The sequence below is a fragment of the Vallitalea guaymasensis genome, from assembly GCF_018141425.1.
Classification (GTDB): Bacteria; Bacillota; Clostridia; order Lachnospirales; family Vallitaleaceae; genus Vallitalea; species Vallitalea guaymasensis.
This window is the reverse complement of the sequence record NZ_CP058561.1, coordinates 5,396,957-5,414,199: the sequence shown is the minus strand read 5'-3', so window position 1 is coordinate 5,414,199 and position 17,243 is coordinate 5,396,957. Positions and strand designations below refer to the sequence as shown.

Sequence of the window (17,243 nt, the reverse complement as noted above, 5' to 3'; positions counted from 1 at the left end):
GGAACATATGTTCGAGATAATAATTAATATTACTAGATTTATATTTATATTATTAGCAATATATTTTACTTATCTATGTTATAAATTATATAGATGCAAATATAAAGCAGTTAATAATAAAAAGAATAAATCTATGACACAGGGGTCAAATGAAAACTTTTATTTAAAAAATCAAAGAATAACATTATTGATAACACATTTTCTTGGTTTCATGATATTAATTGGTGCATCTGATAAACATAAACTGGATTTATTGATTTTATATGTAGAGCAAGTTATGTTTTTTATGATAATCTGGTTCTTGTTAAAGAAATTATATACTGAGTATAACTATTTATTATGGAATACTTCCTTATATCTAATATCCATATCCTTTATAATATTAGCAAGGATAGATTACAATGTTGGGTATAGACAATTTCTTATGGCTATACTTGGATATCTATTTGCTATAATAGTACCTATATTTATTGACAGGTTCACTTTTCTTGATAAGTTGGAGTGGGTTTATATTGGTATTTCAATAATATTTCTTGTTATAGTTAACTTTGTAGGTACTGAAAAACATGGAGCTACCAACTGGATATTGATTGGAGATTTTAGCTTTCAACCATCAGAAATAATAAAAATACTGTTTATTCTATTTTTAGCTGCTTACATGAGAAAAAGAGATAAGATTATTCATGTGGTGATTGCAGCGATACCATCATTGATACTAATAATTTTACTAGTGTATCAAAAAGATTTAGGAACCGCTTTAATATTTTTTATAATATTTATTTCGGTTATTTATATATCTACTAATAAACCTTTTTATTTTTTAGGAGGTCTTTCAGGGGGAATTGTAGGTTCATTCATAGCTTATAAATATTATTCTCATGTAAGGGACAGAGTTGAAGCTTGGATTAATCCTTGGGCTGATATTGATAGAAAAGGATATCAGATAGCTCAATCATTATTTGCAATAGGTGCTGGAGGTTTTTTTGGTAAAGGATTGACAAAAGGTATGCCAAAAGTTATACCAGCTGTTGAAACAGATATAATATTTGCAGCTATCTGCGAAGAATTCGGTAATATATTTTCAATATTATTAATTATAATAATGGCTTTATTTTTCTTAAGTGGTATCAAGATTGCTAAAGGTACAAAGGATAACTTCTATTTATTATTGGCAAGTGGGATAAGCTGTACGTTTGCATTTCAGATGTTCTTAATACTTGCAGGTGTAACCAAGCTTATACCTCTTACAGGAGTTACTTTACCTTTTGTAAGTTCAGGAGGTACTTCATTAACAATGTCAATAATAATGTTAGGTATCTTGGAAGGTATTCACATTAAGAATCAAAAGGGTGAAACAAATGAAAAGAAAAAAAGAACAAGTAAACAGAAAAGATAATAAAAGTTTAAATAATATTTCATATATATTCATAGGACTTTTTGTAATATTAATCGTGAACATCATCAAATTTGTTTATGTTGATAGTACAAATGTAGTCATTAATTCTTACAATCCTCGTATTGAAGAATTGGAACAGAATATAGTTAGAGGTAAGATATTAGATACTAACAAAAAAGTCTTAGCTGAAACTATGGTAGATGGTGATAAGTCATATAGAATATATCCTTACGAAAATATATTTTCACATATTGTAGGTTATTCCCATCAAGGAAAAACAGGTATAGAGGCTCTGGTGAATTATGATTTACTGAAATCCAATGTGGGGATAATAGAAAAAACCGTACAGTCAATATCTAAGAAAAAAAGTGTTGGTGATAATGTTGTTACTACTTTAGATGCCGATCTACAAAAGAAGGCTTATGAATTATTAGGCAATAGAAAAGGTGCAATAGTAGCCATAGAGCCATCAACTGGGAAAATACTTTGTATGGTTTCCAAGCCTGATTTTAACCCTAATTATATTGAGAGTAATTGGACTAAGTTAAATAATGATGAAGAAAATTCTCCACTATTGAATAAGGCTACTCATGGCTTGTATCCACCAGGTTCTACATTTAAAATAGTTACTGCTTTAGCATTTATAAGAGAAAATCCTGGTTGGAAGGATTATACCTATACTTGCAATGGTAAAGACGTATTTGAAGGAACTACAATTCATTGTTATTCAAATACAAAGCATGGAAAAGAAAATTTGGAAAAAGCATTTAAGATGTCATGTAATACAGCATTTGCTCATATAGGAACTAATTTAGATATGAACAATTATAGAAATGTTGCAAATGATTTATTGTTTGATACGTTACTCCCTTATCCATTACATTTTAGAACCAGTAGATTTAAACTAAGTGAAGAATCTGCTGTGAAAGAGATAGCAGAAACAGCCATAGGACAAGGTGAAACAGAAGTAACTCCATTCCATAATGCACTAATAACTTCTGCTATAGCTAATGGTGGTATATTAATGAAGCCCTATCTTATTGATAGTGTTGAAAATGCTAATGGAAAATTAATAACTAAAAATCTGCCAGAATTCTATTCTGAACTTATGAGTGTAGAAGAAGCAGGTATAATAAAAGAGTTCATGAAAAAGGTTGTAAGTGAAGGTACTGGTAAGACATCCGCTGTCCAAGGTATTGATGTTGCTGGAAAAACAGGTTCTGCTGAAGTATCAGGGAAAAAACCTCATGCATGGTATGTAGGATTTGCACCAGCTGATAATCCTCAGATAGCTGTATCCGTAATAGTTGAAAACTCTGGAACAAGCACGAAATATGCAGCACCAATAGCAAAACAGCTTTTTGAACTATATATCAATAAATAATAGTTATACGAACCCCTATAATTATAATCAAGTTATAGTTATGGTAATATATAAGTATGGTAGTTAAAAATATACAGTTGAAAAAAGTTTGAAAAAATTGTATACTTTTTAAGACGAGACATTTTATTTGAAAAATGTTAAGATGAATTACCCAAAAGCTAGGAGGCATTTATATGATTGAAGCAGTTAGTTGTGGCGGGGTGGTAATTCATAAAGGTAAGATATTATTACTTTATCAACATAAATACGAAGGCTGGGTATTACCCAAAGGTACTGTTGAAGACCAAGAAGAATATAATGATACAGCTATAAGAGAAGTACGTGAAGAAGCTTCCGTTAAAGCAAATATTATAAAATATGTTGGGAAAAGTCAATATTCCTTTATGATTGCCAATGATACGGTTGTTAAGGATGTACACTGGTATCTAATGAAGGCCTATAGCTATTATAGCAGACCACAAAGAGAAGAATTCTTTACGGATTCTGGGTATTACAAATATCATGAAGCTTACCATTTACTAAAATTCAGCAACGAGAAACAAATATTAGAACAAGCCTATAATGATTACTTGGATTTGAAAAAATGCAACATGTGGGGAAATAAAAAGTACATCTAGGGAAAGCCAGATCATAATTAGTCTACTTTATTTATTAAAGTAGGCTTTATTATTGGAGTATAACCACTTTTTTTATTAATTGATTTTATATATGTTATAATATATTTTAAAGTAGATAATAAGGGTCTAGTAACATTTTTCTGAGGATAGGAGATATAAGTAATGAAAGAAAAGATTTTATTGGTGGATGATGAAAAAGAAATTGCTGATTTGATAGAATTGTATCTAAAAAATGAGGGATATACAATTTACAAATTCTATAATGGAAATGATGCACTCAATTGCATAGAAACAGAAAAATTGGATTTGGCTATATTGGATGTAATGCTTCCTGATACAGATGGTTTTACAATTTGTAAAAAGATCAGAGAAAAATATTTTTATCCTATCATCCTATTAACTGCCAAAGTAGAAGATATTGATAAGATTATGGGATTGACAATAGGGGCGGATGATTATATAACCAAACCTTTTAACCCTTTGGAGGTTGTGGCAAGAGTCAAAACCCAGTTAAGAAGGTATATGTTGTATAATCATACTGATTCAGACGATATTGATGAATGTACTAATAGATATGATATAAGAGGTATGGTAATTAATAAAGACACTCATAAATGTACATATCTAGGGAAGTCTTTATCTCTGACTCCTATAGAATTCTCTATTCTTTGGCATCTATGCGAAAATAAAGGTAAAGTTGTTTCTTCTGAGGAATTGTTTGAAGCAGTATGGGGTCAGAAATATCTGGATAACAACAATACTGTTATGGCTCATATAGGACGTCTTAGAGAAAAGATGAATGAACCTTCAAGAAAACCAAAATTCATAAAAACTGTATGGGGGGTTGGCTATCAAATTGAATAATAGATTGAAAAATTTCAAACGCAGATTTTCTATTAGGTTCTTAATAAATTTTATTACTGCAGTAGGTATATATACAATTGCTTTATTGGCGGTATATTTTGTTGGTAGAGAAATATGTTCCGTGATTATTTGGCAAAGTGATTCTGTACTTTATAGATTACTTAAGCTTACAGATAGTGTTGTTTTCCTAATTTTCATCTGGAGTATAGGCTTTATTATTTTGTTTATAATTTATTGGGTCAAAGTAATTGGCTATCTAGAGAAGATTATTCAAGCTACAGAAACTATTTACACTTCAAAAGATGAATTGATAGAACTTCCAGCTGAACTGAATGAAGTTGAAAAACAAATGAATGAAATAAGATTTAACTTAAGAAAAAATGAACGTGCTGCAAGAGAAGCAGAGCAAAGAAAAAATGACCTTGTCATCTATTTGGCTCATGATTTGAAAACACCACTTACATCAGTTATCGGGTATCTAACTCTTCTAAGAGATGAACAGCAGATATCAGAAGAGCTTCGTATGAAATATCTTTCTATTTCTTTGGATAAAGCAGAACGTTTAGAAGATCTTATCAACGAATTTTTTGAGATCACCCGTTTTAATCTTACAAACCTTACTTTGGATATTAGTAGAGTTAATCTTAATCGTATGATGGAGCAGATTACTTATGAATTTAAACCAATGTTTGAAGAAAAACATTTGAAATGCTCTTTAAAGATAACGTCAGATATTAATATCAGGTTTGATGTCAATAAGATGCAGCGTGTATTTGATAACCTAATTCGTAATGCCATAAATTACAGCTTTGAAAATAGTACAATAGAAATATCAGTTACACAATTAGAAGATAGCGTACAACTTAGCTTCCATAATCAGGGGAATACAATTCCAAAAGAAAAATTAAACAGGATTTTTGAACAATTCTACAGGTTAGATACATCTCGTACTACCAAAACAGGTGGTGCTGGTTTAGGACTTGCTATAGCAAAAGAAATAATAGAGCTTCATAAAGGAACTATAAGTGCATTCAGTGAAAATGAAATAACTAGGTTTGAAGTTATGATTCCAAATTCTTTGTAGGAAAATCGTAAGAATTTCTTTATAAAATAATAAGAATATCTTTATATAATATTTAAGAAGAGCATTCTATGTTTTAGTATAATTATTACTAAATTAGAATGCTCTTTGTCTTTAGTACTGCTATTGGGCAAAGAAGTATTTTAGGAATGCATGTGCCAGAACATGTGTATTTTATTATTATTCAAATAGCTAAGAAGGAGACAAAAAAATGATGAAGAAAAAAATAGCAATTTTATTTGGAGGATATTCAACAGAATATAACGTATCTTTACAATCTGCCAATTCAATCATTAGAAATATCAATGATGAAATATATGAAAAAGTACTTATAGGAATTACAAGAGAAGGGAACTGGTTCAGATATTATGGCACAACAAACAACATACTGAATGATACATGGTATCTAAATGAAGATGAATGTGTGCCTGTTGTCATTTCACCTAATCGTAATCTGGGCGGGATTATTGAATTAATAGGAAGTACTAATAAATTTACAAAAATTGATGCTGCATTTCCTGTATTACATGGAAAAAACGGTGAAGATGGTACTGTTCAAGGATTGATTGAGTTAGCAGGAATACCACTTATAGGGTGTGATACACTTAGTTCTGCTTTGTGCATGAATAAGGATATTGCTCATAAACTTGCTAAAGAAGCAGGTATATCTATACCCGAAGGAATTGTCATCTCAAGTATGGAGAATGATAAGTCTTTGAAGAAAAAAACAGAACATCTCAACTATCCTTTATTTGTGAAACCTCTCAAAGCAGGTTCATCTTTCGGTATTACAAAAGTAAATGATAGGGCGAATCTGTTAGAAGCAGTTAATCTTGCATTTGAACACGATGATCAAGTAATAATAGAAGAAAACATTAATGGCTTTGAAGTAGGGTGTGCAATATTAGGAAATGATGAACTAATGGTAGGAGAAATAGATGAAATTGAATTAAGTCATGGATTTTTTGATAATATTGAAAAGTACTCTTTAGAAAGTTCAAAAATCCATTTGCCAGCACGGATAGATAAAGAAACGACAGTTCGTGTAAAGGAAACAGCAAAGCTGATTTATAGAACATTAGGTTGTAAAGGATTTGCAAGAGTAGATATGTTTATAGATGATGACAAGATAATCTTCAACGAAGTTAATACAATACCAGGATTCACTTCTCACAGCCGCTATCCAAATATGATGAAAGGCATCGGGTTGTCATTTAGCAGCATCTTAGACAAACTGATTGAATTAGGGGTGGAATAATGGAAACTATTACTTTGAATAAAAAAGATATATACACTGGTAATTTAATTCTTGTCAACAAACTCTATCCCTTAAAAAATAGCAGAGAAGAAAATAAATTATCTCTAGTACCATTAAATCATCAATATAAGGATACACTTCTTGAGATGAAGACAGCAAACATGTTGGAGCATCTTGTGAATGATCTGAAATGTGACGAAGACATAGTTCCTGTAAGTGGTTACCGTTCATATGAGGAGCAGAAAAATATATATGTAGATTCATTAGAGAATAATGGCAAGGATTTTACAGAGAAATTTGTTGCTGTTCCCAACCATAGCGAACATCAAACTGGATTAGCAATAGATTTAGCGCTAAAACAAGATAATATTGATTTTATTTGCCCTAACTTCCCATATGACGGTATATGCAATGTCTTTCGTCAAAAGGGACTTGATTATGGATTTGTGGAACGTTATGAAAAGGGTAAAGAAGCTATTACTGGGATTGCTCATGAACCATGGCATTTTCGTTTTGTAGGTTATCCACATTCTAAGATAATGAATGAATACGGATTATCTCTGGAGGAGTACATAGATTTTATTAAACAATTCCAATATGAAAACCGTTTTAAAATAAAATCAGGTAATAAAACTATAGAGATATTTTATGAAAATATGTCTTCTCAATTGAAAACCATAGACTTACCAGATAAAGTATGCCATCTCATATCAGGTAATAATGTGGATGGTTTTATAATTACTTTGTGGGGGAATAATTTATGAATAGAAGAGAATATGCAGGAATAGATTATTTTAGGATTATTGCAGCTGCTTTAGTAGTAGCTGTTCATACATCCCCATTATTGATGATTAATGAAACTGGAAATTTTGTATTAACCCGTGTAATAGCTCGAGTAGCAGTTCCGTTTTTCTTTATGACATCAGGTTTCTTTTTGTTTTCTGATAGTAGAATGAATAAAGAAAAGTTGTATAGTTTTCTAAGAAAGACTGGTTTGTTATACTTGGTTTCCATTATTATATATATTCCTATCAACATATATAATGGCTACTTCCAGCAAAAATCTCTGCTCCCTAATATATTGAAAGACATATTTTTTGACGGTACAATATATCATCTATGGTATATACCTGCATCAATGTTAGGGGCAGTCATTGCATATTATTTAGTAAAAAAATTAGGATATCATAAAGCTTTTATAATTGCTTTGTTATTATATGTAATAGGACTTATGGGCGACAGTTACTTTGGAGTCATCCAATCATCTGAGATATTAAAATCTTTCTATGATAAGTTGTTTTCATTTTCCAGTTATACCCGTAATGGTCTGTTTTTTGCTCCCATATTCTTTGTTCTTGGTGGTATTATTGCTAGACAACGAAAACAATATTCAGTTAATCTATGTCTTATAGGATTATTAAGCTCAATTATCTTAATGACAGTGGAAGGGCTAATTCTTCATAGCTTAGAATTACAGAGACACGATAGTATGTATATTACATTATTGCCTTGTATGTTTTTCTTATATCAACTTCTTATTCAATGGAAAGGGCATTCATTAACCATTCTTAGGAAGAGTGCAATGATTATTTATATAATTCATCCAATGATGATAATATTTGTTCGTCTAGTAGGTAAGCTAACAAATCTACAAGGGATATTGATTGATAATAATCTTATTCACTATTTTGTAGTGTTGATATGTTCTAGTGTAGCAGCTATAGTAATAGCTAGAATATTAAAAAAAAAGACTGTAGAAGGTTATAAACAATTTAAATCAATCAAGTATAAAGATAGAGCATGGATTGAAGTGGACTTGGATAATTTGAAGCATAATGTTGATACTTTACAAACAATCATTTCGGAGGAATGTCAAATAATGGCTGTTATCAAAGCGGATGCTTATGGTCATGGTGCAGTAAAAGTGGCAAGCTTTTTAAATGAACAGGGGATAAAGTCATTTGCAGTGGCAACCATTGATGAAGGTATACTTCTTCGAAAAAAAGGTATCAAAGATGATATTTTAATTTTAGGTTACACTGATCCATCAAGAATAGGTCATCTTATACAATATAATCTAACACAAACAATAATAGATTATGATTATGCTAAAAGGTTAAATGATTATGGGCATTCTATAAAAGTGCATATTAAAATAGATACTGGAATGCACAGAATGGGAGAAAATGCAAATAAAGTAGAGAAGATAATTAAAATATTTCAATTTGATAATCTGGAAGTTTGTGGTATCTATACTCATTTGTGTGTTGCTGATAGCAGGGATAAAGAAGACATTATATTTACTGAGAGACAAATAAAATCTTTTTACTCATTACTGGATAATCTGGAGAATAATAATATCATATTACCGAAAGTCCATATTCAAAGCAGTTACGGACTTCTTAATTATCCTGAGGTACACTGTGATTATGTTAGATTGGGAATCGCTATATATGGTGCAGTAGATTCAATTGGAGATAAAACCAAGATTCAACCTGACCTGCGTCCCGTTCTATCTCTGAAAGCAAGAGTTGCATTAATTAGGGAGATCGCTGCAGGTGAAAGCGTTAGTTATGGCAGAACTTTTACTGCTGATGATGACTGTAGAATTGCAGTAATTCCAATAGGTTATGCAGATGGTTTTCCAAGGAATCTTTCTTGTGAATGTGGTAGTGCATTAATACATGGTCATCGTGTACCTATTATTGGTAAAATCTGTATGGATCAGTTGATTATAGATATAACTAATGTTCCAGAAGTCAAACAAGGTGACATTGTAACCCTGATTGGAATTGACGGAAGAGAAAAGATATATGCTACAGAAGTAGCTGATGATTCTAAAAGCATTGCTAATGAAATATTAAGCAGGTTAAGTTATAGATTAAAAAAAATATATATTTGATTTTTATTAATAGCAAAGATGATGAGTATGTAAAAATCAAGTAAGGAGATTTTAATATGTATAATTTTATGGAAATAGAAAAGGAACAACTGAATAATTTTAATATGGATTCTAAAGGACATATTTTTCAAACATCCTATTGGGCTGATGTAAAAGAAGAATGGGATGCAAAATTCTTTGGAGGGTATGATGACAATGGAAATCTTGTACTGACATGCGTAATCCTCATAAGAAAAATCCCTTATCTTAATAAGAGTATGGGTTATATCCCTAGAGGTTTTCAGTGTGATTACAGTAATAAAAAACTAGTTACTGAGTTTACTGATTTCATGAGAAGATACGGTAAGAAGAATAATATTGCTTTTATATCTATAGACCCAGATATCCATATACATGAAAATGAGGACTTGAATGATTTTGGTAATGAAGTGAAAGATATGTTAATTGATATAGGATATAAAAATAAAAACACGAAGAACTTTGAGAATATACAACCTAATTATGTGTTTAGACTTTATTTTGATATGAAAAAGGAGTTAAGTGAAAGAAAAAAAGATATTTTTGATGCTTTTTCCAAAAAGACAAAATATAATATCAAAATTGCTGAAAAACGTGGTCTTACTGTAGAGGTATATGATAAAGAAAACATTACTGATGACATAATTGATATCTTCCATAAAAAAATGTTGATTACAGGTCAAAGAGATAAATTCATAACAAGGAATAGGGATTATTTTAAAAAAATGATTGAAAAAATCTATCCTTATTGCAGATTGTATATGGTGAAATACAATTATGATTTAGATTCCAATAGAATAAAGAGTAATCTTAATACCCAGTTAAAGAATATGAGTAAATTGGAAAATAGGAAAAATAATATTGTAGATACCTTAGAGATCACAAGTGATAAAGATGAGATAAAAAAGAATAATAAAAAACTGCTGGATTTGGAGAAAAGAATAGCAGATAGCCAAAGGCAAATAGAAGGTTTTAACCAAAGACTACAAAGTATAGCAGAATATGAAGAGAAAACTGACGTTTATATAGCAGGTGCCATATATCTATATTATGGAGGGAAAGGATGGTATTCATATGGTGCCTCTGACAATGAGCTTCGTGATACGATGCCTAATTACCTGATGCAGTGGAAGATGATAGAAGATACTATGGATTTGGATTGTTACATGTATGACTTTAGAGGTGTTTCGGGAGATTTAGATTCCAATAATCCTCTTTACGGACTTTATAAATTTAAAAAGGGTTTTAACGGGGATTTTGTAGAATTTATTGGGGAGTTTGATTTAGTAATAAATAATTTTGTGTATAAGCTATTTCGTTTTGTATTACCTAGATTTAAGAGAATAAGGTCTAGGCTTAAGAATAAGAGTAAGTAATATAAGTTATAAGAAGCTTATTTCCAGTTGGGAGTAAGCTTTTAAAATTTGACAAAATATTTTAAAACAAGTTATAATATAATTACATACATATAATTTGACCAAATAATTTGATTAACTATATTATTTATGGAAAGAAGTGAAAAAGTGAAAAGTATTTATGAAGAGTTGATACATATGAAAGAAAACGGTGAAGCTTGTGTCATGGTTACTGTGGTTGAGATGACAGGGAGTACTCCGGTAACAGTAGGAAAGAAAATGTTGGTGGGAGAAAGCGGTACGGCCATGGGAACTGTTGGAGGTGGTGCATTAGAATATTTGGCAAAACAAAGGTGTAAGGATTTAATTGGTAAAAGAGAAAGTAAACTAGAAAAATATATACTTAATGAAGGTAAGATCCAAGAAGAAGGAACGACTGTATTACCAATGGCTTGTGGTGGAAGAGTAACCCTTTTTTATGAATATATCGGTGCTAACAAAGTCTACATTTTTGGAGCAGGACATGTAGGACAAGCTCTGACCAACTTGCTATACAAGATGAATTTTTATATTACTGTTATAGATGATCGTAAGGAAATATATGAAACTATTCAAAATGCCCATAGAAAAGTGGAGGTTTCGTATGTGGATTTTATAGAAAAAGAAAAGTTAAGTGAAAATAGTTTCATTGTGGTATGTACTCCATCACATAATAATGATTTCAATGTTCTCAACAAAGTACTTGAATTGGATTTGAAACCAAAATATATTGGGATGCTTTGTTCACAAGTCAAGTTAAAAGCTTTCCTTAAAAAGATAAATGAAAAACATGGTAAAGTTGATTTGTCAAACATGTATTCACCCATTGGTCTAGATATAGGAGGTTGTTCTCCAGAGGAAATAGCAGTATCTATAGCAGCAGAGATACTGGCAATTAGTTATGATAAAAAAGGACATAAGCATCTCAGGAATAATGAATTATTGGATAATCAGATCTGATGTTATGAAAAAGGTGCTGCCTACGGAAGGAAATGCTCATGATTAATGTAATTACAGGACCTATTAATTCTGGTAAAACAAGTAAAATGATTAAGTCATATGAACGGATTCAAAAAGGTGATGGATTTGTTTCCATTAAAAATATGGAAAGAGATAAAGTACATAGTTATGAAATAATGCAATTATCTAATAGAAAAAAACAACTTTTTATTCTAAGAGAAGATTATTTAACCAAAGATTGGTGTGAGTCATACAAGATGGGACATTACAGTTTCTCAACACCTGTCTTGGAGCATATAGAAAATACTATAAGAGAACTAATAAAATCTAGAGTAACACCAATCTATTTAGATGAGATTGGGCGTCTTGAATTACAGAATAAATGCTTTCATAAAATACTAGTAGAGTTATTGAATAGTGAATGTGAGCTTTATATTACAGTTAGAGAAGATTTTTTGGATGACCTAATAAATAAATATAATCTAACAGGCAAAATTAATGTAATATATGTATAAGAGAGGATAAAAAAGTGAATCTTTTAAATGCATTAGAATTAGACGTACAAGGTAATAATATAATTTCTATAGTTGGAGCTGGTGGAAAAACTACAACTATGTATAGACTAGGAAATGAATTAAAGGAACTTGACAGGAAAGTATTATTGACCACAACAACTGCAATTTATTATCCCATGTCAAATGAATACGATAACTTGATTATCTCAAATAACCTAGAACAGCTAATATTAGAGTCTAAGAGATTATCAAGAGGCACCATTACTATGATAGGTAAAAACATCTTTCATGATAATAATAAATTAAAAGGTATAGAAAAAGAGTGGGTGAAACCTCTATTTAATCAAGGTGATTATGATTTCCTTGTAATAGAAGCTGATGGAGCAAAAAGAAAGTCCATAAAAGCACCAACATGGTATGAGCCAGTAATAGCAAACTGTTCAACTTTGGTAGTCGGCTGCATTGGTTTAGACATTATAGGAAAGAGAATAGATGAGAACTGGGTACATAGAGCAAATATTTTTTCAAGGGTAGTAGGTAAAGAGATTGGTGACATCATTGATTATGAAACCATATCCAGATTAATTATTTCCAGAGAAGGTTTATTCAAAGGATGCAAGAACCATTCTAAAAAGGTGGTTCTACTAAATAAAGTACGTGATGATGAACAATTATTTTATGCCCAAAAATTGGGAGAAAAAATTATTAAAGATGGTGTGAACATCTCAAGGGTAATTATTGGAAATGTAAATATGGAAAATCCAATAATCAAGATTGTGGAGTGATAATTTTGGTAACAGCTATTATCTTGGCAGCAGGTTTTTCTAGAAGATTTGGCAAAGAAAAATTATTGATGAAATTAGATGGTAAACCTATGATTACTCATGTAATAGAAACAATAATTAAGAGTGATTTTAAAGAAATTATACTTGTTTATCAAAATGAAGAAATAAAGAAAATTGCTGAAAATTATAATGTAAAACATGTTTATAACCAATCATCAATAACAGGTATGAGCAGTTCACTAAAATGTGCTATCATGGAAGCTTCTGAAACAGATGCATATATGTTTATCAATGGAGACCAGCCTTTTGTTGATTCCCAAGTCATTGAAGAGTTGATAACAACATTCAATAATAGAAAAGAAAGTATTATCGTTCCAAGATATGATGGTGAAAGAGGTAATCCAGTAATCTTCGGTTCAAATTGGAAAGATGATTTTCTTAGAATTACTGGAGATATTGGGGGAAGGAATATAATCAAAGACAATAAAGAGGAAGTCTATTATTTAGATATATCTGAAAGCAAATGGGGGTTGGACATTGACACCAAAGAAGATTATTTAATTATTAAGGAGTTGACTGATAATGAATAGAGGGTTAGTTGTAGTAAGAGGAGGAGGAGATATTGCAAGTGGAACTATACATAGGCTTACAAAATGTGGGTTCAGAGTTGTAGTACTAGAGATAGATAAACCAACTGTTATAAGAAGAACAGTTTCATTTGCAAATGCATTATTTGATAAGGAAATAACTATAGAAGGTATTAAGGCTATTAGAACAGATGATATTAACCATGTTGATGATTATTTGAATAAGAGTATCATTCCAATTCTAGTTGATGAAACAGGTAAGAGTATTGATACTTTAAAACCAGATATTGTGATAGATGCAATATTAGCTAAGAAGAATTTGGGTACCAATATGGAGATGGCACCTATTGTCATAGGCTTAGGTCCAGGATTTACAGCAGGCAAAGATGTACATGCTGTCATTGAGACAAATAGAGGACATGATCTAGGTAAAGTAATCTACACTGGGAAGCCACAAAAGAATACTGGTATTCCAGGAAATATAGAAGGATACACCCATGAGAGGGTTATACGTTCTTCCAATGAAGGTATTGTAAGTACCAAAGCAAGTATAGGTGATATAGTCAATAAAGGTGATTGTATAGGATATGTTGATGAATTACCTATATTAGCTCCTTTAGATGGAGTAATACGAGGATTGATAAAAAGTGGTTTGCACGTTACTAAGAATTTTAAGATAGGAGATGTGGACCCTAGAGGTAAAGTTGATCATTGTTTTACTATATCAGATAAGGCAAGAGCTGTAGCTGGCGGAGTTTTGGAAGCTATATTGACTATGCATAAATAAATAAGTACATATAAATCTTATACACTTGGTTACAATCATAAATCAGTATATATAATTCTGTGTATAATAATTAGTAAATATATTAAATAATCTCCATCCTTAATTAAATGAGATAAAGGATGGAGATTTTATATTATTTCTTTTTCTTACTATAAGGAGTATTGACAAGAGGTAAACTAGTTCTAAATTCATTATCGTAGTTGTAATATGCATTGGATACTGCTGGTGCTGTAACTATAGAACAAATTTCTCCGATTCCTTTTGCACCATGTGCCAACCCCTCATGCTTTTTGCCAATAATTATGGGTTTGATTTCTGGAACCTTATTAGCCTTGAACAGTCCCAATGTACCGAATTTAGCAGTAGGTCTGCAATTATCTAAAGGATAATCTTCTGTTAGTGCATATCCCAGACTCATCACGGTTCCGCCTTCAATCTGTCCTTCAATGGATTTTGGATTAATTGGAGTTCCAACATCGTGGCAGGCTACAATTCTTTTTATAGTTCCATCATCATTTAATACTACGACATGTGTAGCATAACCATATGTAACATGACTGTAAGGATGCTCTTTATCAGAACCTAATGGATCAGTTACACAGGTGTATTCCCCATAGTATTCTTTACCCTCTAATTCTGATAATGATTTATCTTCTAGATCATTCTGTAATTTGGTTGCGGCTATCCTTGCAGCTTCTCCAGTAAAAACTGTTTGTCGAGAGGCAGTAGAATTGCCAGAATCAGGAGTCAAATAGGTGTCAGGAGTACTATGTACAATATTATCAGGTGATATATTGATGACTTGGCAAATCATTTGAGTGATAACTGTTGCCAGCCCTTGACCAACACAGGCTGCGCTTGTATGAGTATATATCTTATTGTCTTTAATTATCAATCTGCATCTGCCTGTATCAGGGACACCAACCCCAAGTCCTGCATTTTTCATAGCACAAGCAATACCTACATGTTTTTCCTTATCAAAATCTTCTTTAACAGCTTCTAATGTTTCAGCACAAGCTGTATATTCATCAGCAACCTGACCATTAGGAAGTATCTGACCTGGTCTTATTGCATTTCTATACCGTATTTCCCAAGGTGATATTCCAACTAACTTTGCTAGTTGGTTAATGTTATTTTCTGTAGCAAAACAGCTTTGAGTAACTCCAAAACCCCTAAAAGCACCGCCAGGTGGGTTATTAGTATATACTGCTTTTCCTAATATATCAACATCTTGATAATTATATGGTCCAGCGGCATGAGTACATGCCCTTTGGAGCACAGGTCCTCCTAGTGATGCATAAGCACCTGTGTCAGATATGATGGTAGCTTTCATAGCGGTGAAATAACCATTCTCATCACAAGCTGTCGTAAAATCCATTTCCATTGCATGACGTTTAGGGTGTACTAGTATACTTTCTTTTCGTGTAAATGAAACTTTTACAGGTCTATGAGTTTTATATGCTAGTATAGCCGCAAGATGTTGAACTGTCATATCTTCTTTTCCACCAAATGCACCGCCTACTATTTTACTGATGACTCTTACTTTATCTTTATCTAAGCCTACGGCTTCTGTACATTCTCTGTGTGTCTGGTAGATACCCTGATCAGCACAATAAATTGTTATCTTACCATCTTTTTCAGGAACAGCAACTGCACTTTCTGGCTCTAAAAAGGCATGTTCTGTAAAAGGAGTACTATAATGGTTAGTTACAACATATTTTGAATTCTTGATTCTTTCATCTGCATTTCCTCTAACTAGGTGTTCTACGGATAAGATATTACCGTTTTCATGAATTAGAGGAGCGTCGTCAGCTAAAGCTTCTGCTGGACATGTAACAGGTTTTAGTTCTTCATATTCTATATCAACCAGTGATTTTGCTTGTTCTAGAATTTCTTTTGTTTCTGCAGCAATCAGCACTATTGCATCCCCTAAGCATCTTGTCTGGCTTCCTTCTGGTATAAGTATATCCCAATCTTTCTTTAGATGACCAATCTTAGGTGAGCCTGGTAAATCTTTTGCAGTAATCACTGATATGACACCTTCCAGATTTTCAGCTTCATCAGTATTGATTTTTTTAACAATTGCACGGGGATATTTGCTTCTTAGACAGCTTCCATATATCATACCGTCAATACGCATGTCATCTACATATTCTGCTTCACCAAGTACTTTTGAGATGGCATCAACTCTATGCATATTTTCTCCAACAAGACCAGTGAAAGAACATTCTGGTATATTAGTATTTTCTCTTAATAATTTTGCAGCTAATTCTATTGCTTTTACTATCTTTACATAACCTGTACATCTGCATATATTGTTTTTTATTGCCTCTCTTATTTGTTCTTCATTAGGGTCAGGTACTTTATCTATCAATCCTTTTGCACTAATAACCATACCAGGAGTACAAAAACCACATTGGACAGCACCAGCTTCTTTGAAGGCATAGCTGTATACATTCTTTTCTCTTTCTGAAAAACCTTCTACAGTTAATATATCTTTTCCATTCAACTTATCAGTCCATAAAACACATGACTTAGTTGCTTTACCGTCAACCAGTACCATACATGCTCCACATGAACCTTCCATACATCCATTTTTAACGGAAGTAAGATTTAATGTATCTCTTAGATAATTGATCAATTTCTGTTTCTTTGGTACAAAAACACGTTGTCCATTAACAATAAAATCTGACAT

15 protein-coding genes are annotated in these 17,243 nt (G+C 31.6%); 14 read left to right on the top strand and 1 reads right to left on the bottom strand.

Annotated elements, in window-relative coordinates:
- Positions 1-7: 7 nt before the first annotated feature.
- The 14 genes from HYG85_RS23390 (at position 8) to yqeB (ending at position 14,548) form a co-directional block, all read left to right on the top strand.
- On the top strand, positions 8-1,396 hold the full coding sequence (locus tag HYG85_RS23390; RefSeq protein ID WP_212691652.1) for an FtsW/RodA/SpoVE family cell cycle protein: 1,389 nt from the start codon (positions 8-10) through the stop codon (positions 1,394-1,396).
- Positions 1,359-2,780, top strand: a complete 1,422-nt coding sequence (locus HYG85_RS23385; RefSeq protein WP_212691651.1) for a peptidoglycan D,D-transpeptidase FtsI family protein — start codon at positions 1,359-1,361, stop codon at positions 2,778-2,780. The genes HYG85_RS23390 and HYG85_RS23385 overlap by 38 nt, the downstream gene beginning before the upstream one ends.
- A gap of 173 nt (positions 2,781-2,953) precedes the next feature.
- Positions 2,954-3,397, top strand: a complete 444-nt coding sequence (locus tag HYG85_RS23380; protein WP_113674969.1) for an NUDIX hydrolase — start codon at positions 2,954-2,956, stop codon at positions 3,395-3,397.
- Between the two features lie 162 nt (positions 3,398-3,559).
- Positions 3,560-4,261, top strand: coding sequence for a VanR-ABDEGLN family response regulator transcription factor (gene vanR / locus HYG85_RS23375; protein WP_212691650.1), 702 nt, complete (start codon positions 3,560-3,562; stop codon positions 4,259-4,261).
- Positions 4,254-5,345, top strand: a complete 1,092-nt coding sequence (gene vanS, locus HYG85_RS23370; RefSeq protein WP_408647976.1) for a vancomycin resistance histidine kinase VanS — start codon at positions 4,254-4,256, stop codon at positions 5,343-5,345. Before vanR ends, vanS begins: the two co-directional genes overlap by 8 nt.
- 208 nt (positions 5,346-5,553) lie before the next feature.
- Complete coding sequence (gene vanG, locus HYG85_RS23365; RefSeq protein ID WP_212691648.1) at positions 5,554-6,600, top strand: D-alanine--D-serine ligase VanG; 1,047 nt, start codon at positions 5,554-5,556, stop codon at positions 6,598-6,600.
- The gene (locus tag HYG85_RS23360) at positions 6,600-7,364 is read left to right on the top strand and encodes a D-alanyl-D-alanine carboxypeptidase family protein (RefSeq protein WP_212691647.1); all 765 of its coding nucleotides are present in this window, start codon (positions 6,600-6,602) and stop codon (positions 7,362-7,364) included. The genes vanG and HYG85_RS23360 overlap by 1 nt, the downstream gene beginning before the upstream one ends.
- On the top strand, positions 7,361-9,502 hold the full coding sequence (vanT, locus tag HYG85_RS23355) for a serine racemase VanT catalytic subunit (protein ID WP_212691646.1): 2,142 nt from the start codon (positions 7,361-7,363) through the stop codon (positions 9,500-9,502). Before HYG85_RS23360 ends, vanT begins: the two co-directional genes overlap by 4 nt.
- Positions 9,503-9,558: 56 nt before the next feature.
- Positions 9,559-10,896, top strand: a complete 1,338-nt coding sequence (locus HYG85_RS23350) for a peptidoglycan bridge formation glycyltransferase FemA/FemB family protein (RefSeq protein ID WP_212691645.1) — start codon at positions 9,559-9,561, stop codon at positions 10,894-10,896.
- Positions 10,897-11,043: 147 nt separating this feature from the next.
- Positions 11,044-11,874 carry an XdhC family protein gene (locus HYG85_RS23345; protein WP_212691644.1) on the top strand — a complete coding sequence of 277 codons (831 nt, stop codon included), beginning with the start codon at positions 11,044-11,046 and terminating at the stop codon, positions 11,872-11,874.
- A 38-nt stretch (positions 11,875-11,912) separates the two neighbouring features.
- Positions 11,913-12,389, top strand: coding sequence for a nucleoside-triphosphatase (locus HYG85_RS23340; protein ID WP_212691643.1), 477 nt, complete (start codon positions 11,913-11,915; stop codon positions 12,387-12,389).
- Between the two features lie 14 nt (positions 12,390-12,403).
- Positions 12,404-13,174: a selenium cofactor biosynthesis protein YqeC gene (gene yqeC, locus HYG85_RS23335; protein WP_212691642.1), complete on the top strand. Its 771-nt coding sequence runs from the start codon at positions 12,404-12,406 to the stop codon at positions 13,172-13,174.
- Between the two features lie 5 nt (positions 13,175-13,179).
- Complete coding sequence (mocA, locus tag HYG85_RS23330; protein ID WP_212691641.1) at positions 13,180-13,764, top strand: molybdenum cofactor cytidylyltransferase; 585 nt, start codon at positions 13,180-13,182, stop codon at positions 13,762-13,764.
- Entirely contained in the window at positions 13,757-14,548 is a 792-nt protein-coding gene (yqeB, locus tag HYG85_RS23325) for a selenium-dependent molybdenum cofactor biosynthesis protein YqeB (protein WP_212691640.1), read from the top strand. Before mocA ends, yqeB begins: the two co-directional genes overlap by 8 nt.
- Positions 14,549-14,681: 133 nt before the next feature.
- Here the strand turns inward: yqeB and xdh are convergent, their stop codons facing one another.
- Entirely contained in the window at positions 14,682-17,243 is a 2,562-nt protein-coding gene (gene xdh, locus HYG85_RS23320) for a selenium-dependent xanthine dehydrogenase (RefSeq protein WP_212691639.1), read from the bottom strand.

Bases quoted from the DNA above. Each gene is read 5' to 3' on its own strand.
- HYG85_RS23390 (WP_212691652.1), top strand. From the start codon at position 8: ATGTTCGAGATAATAATTAATATTACTAGATTTATATTTATATTATTA.
- HYG85_RS23385 (WP_212691651.1), top strand. From the start codon at position 1,359: ATGAAAAGAAAAAAAGAACAAGTAAACAGAAAAGATAATAAAAGTTTA.
- HYG85_RS23380 (WP_113674969.1), top strand. From the start codon at position 2,954: ATGATTGAAGCAGTTAGTTGTGGCGGGGTGGTAATTCATAAAGGTAAG.
- vanR (WP_212691650.1), top strand. From the start codon at position 3,560: ATGAAAGAAAAGATTTTATTGGTGGATGATGAAAAAGAAATTGCTGAT.
- vanG (WP_212691648.1), top strand. From the start codon at position 5,554: ATGATGAAGAAAAAAATAGCAATTTTATTTGGAGGATATTCAACAGAA.
- HYG85_RS23360 (WP_212691647.1), top strand. From the start codon at position 6,600: ATGGAAACTATTACTTTGAATAAAAAAGATATATACACTGGTAATTTA.
- vanT (WP_212691646.1), top strand. From the start codon at position 7,361: ATGAATAGAAGAGAATATGCAGGAATAGATTATTTTAGGATTATTGCA.
- HYG85_RS23350 (WP_212691645.1), top strand. From the start codon at position 9,559: ATGTATAATTTTATGGAAATAGAAAAGGAACAACTGAATAATTTTAAT.
- HYG85_RS23340 (WP_212691643.1), top strand. From the start codon at position 11,913: ATGATTAATGTAATTACAGGACCTATTAATTCTGGTAAAACAAGTAAA.
- yqeB (WP_212691640.1), top strand. From the start codon at position 13,757: ATGAATAGAGGGTTAGTTGTAGTAAGAGGAGGAGGAGATATTGCAAGT.
- xdh (WP_212691639.1), bottom strand. From the start codon at position 17,243: ATGTCAGATTTTATTGTTAATGGACAACGTGTTTTTGTACCAAAGAAA.